The organism is Nocardia sp. NPDC058497 (assembly GCF_042720195.1).
Taxonomy (GTDB): Bacteria; Actinomycetota; Actinomycetes; order Mycobacteriales; family Mycobacteriaceae; genus Nocardia.
Genome location: NZ_JBHXMY010000896.1, coordinates 1 through 1,645, shown reverse-complemented (window position 1 = coordinate 1,645; position 1,645 = coordinate 1). Strand labels below are relative to the sequence as shown.

1 protein-coding gene is annotated in these 1,645 nt (G+C 67.7%); it reads left to right on the top strand.

The annotated features are described in order from the left end of the window. Nucleotides 1-212 precede the first annotated feature (212 nt). Entirely contained in the window at nucleotides 213-1,613 is a 1,401-nt protein-coding gene (gene lpdA / locus ACFWPJ_RS32230) for a dihydrolipoyl dehydrogenase (RefSeq protein WP_378857223.1), read from the top strand. Nucleotides 1,614-1,645: the final 32 nt, after the last annotated feature.

The window sequence follows — 1,645 nt, the reverse complement described above, 5'->3', positions numbered from 1 at the left end:
GTTACTCACCCCCCGCGCGCCCCCCCCCCGCCCGGCCGGGGCGCCCCCGCCCCGCCCCGCCCGGCGGGGGGGGGGCCCCCCCCCCCCACTCCCCCCCCCCCGGGAGCCGGTGGACGACCGGGCGTACGGCGGCGCCGATGAGCCGTGCGCACATCTCACCTATGTGGGGGACGGGTGGGTGAACTCCCCGAAACAGAGTTAGGCTCGGGGTCGTGACTTCCCACTACGATGTCGTCGTTCTCGGCGCTGGTCCCGGCGGATACGTCGCCGCGATCCGTGCCGCTCAACTCGGCCTGCGAACAGCGATTGTCGAGCAGAAATACTGGGGTGGCGTGTGCCTGAACGTGGGCTGCATCCCGTCCAAGGCACTGCTGCGCAACGCCGAACTGGCCCATATCTTCCACAAGGAAGCCAAGACCTTCGGCATCTCCGGTGAGGTCAGCTTCGACTTCGGCGCCGCCTTCGACCGCAGCCGCAAGGTGGCCGACGGGCGCGTCAAGGGCGTGCACTTCCTGATGAAGAAGAACAAGATCGACGAGTTCGACGGCCTCGGCACCTTCACCGGCCCGAACTCACTCGATGTGGCCCTCACCAAGGGCGGCAGCGAGTCGATCACGTTCGACAACGTCATCATCGCCACCGGCACCACCACCAAGCTGCTGCCGGGCACCCAGCTCTCCGAGAACGTGGTCACCTACGAGGAGCAGATCCTCACCCGCGACCTGCCCGGCTCGATCCTGATCGTCGGCGCAGGCGCCATCGGCATGGAGTTCGCCTACGTCCTGAAGAACTACGGCGTCGACGTGCGGATCGTGGAGTTCCTCGATCGCGCGCTGCCGAACGAGGACGAAGACGTCTCCAAGGAGATCACCAAGCAGTACAAGAAGCTCGGCATCACCATCACCACCGGTGCGGCCGTGCAGACGATCGACGACGACGGCTCCAAGGTCACCGTCCAGATCAAGGACAACAAGTCCGGCGCCGTCGAGACCGTCACCGTCGACAAGGTGCTGCAGGCCGTCGGCTTCGCGCCGCGGGTCGACGGCTATGGCCTGGAGACCACCGGTGTCGCCCTCGACCGTGGCGCCATCGCGATCGACGACAACATGCGCACCAACGTGCCGCACATCTACGCGATCGGTGACGTCACCGCCAAGCTGCAGCTCGCGCACGTCGCCGAGGCGCAGGGTGTGGTCGCCGCCGAGACCATCGCGGGCGCCGAGACCATGACCCTCGGCGACTACCGGATGATGCCGCGCGCCACCTTCTGTCAGCCGCAGGTCGCCAGCTTCGGCCTCACCGAGGCCCAGGCCCGCGACGAGGGCTACGACGTGCAGGTCGCGACCTTCCCGTTCACCGCCAACGGCAAGGCGCACGGCCTGGCCGACCCGACCGGTTTCGTGAAGCTCATCGCCGACAAGACCCACGGCGAGCTCATCGGCGGCCACCTCATCGGCCCCGACGTCTCCGAGCTGCTGCCCGAGCTGACCCTGGCCCAGAAGTGGGACCTCACGGTCAACGAGCTCGCGCGCAACGTGCACACCCACCCGACGCTCAGCGAAGCGCTGCAGGAAGCGATCCACGGCCTCGCGGGCCACATGATCAACTTCTGATTCGTCGAAGACATCGAGGGGCGGTCGCACAG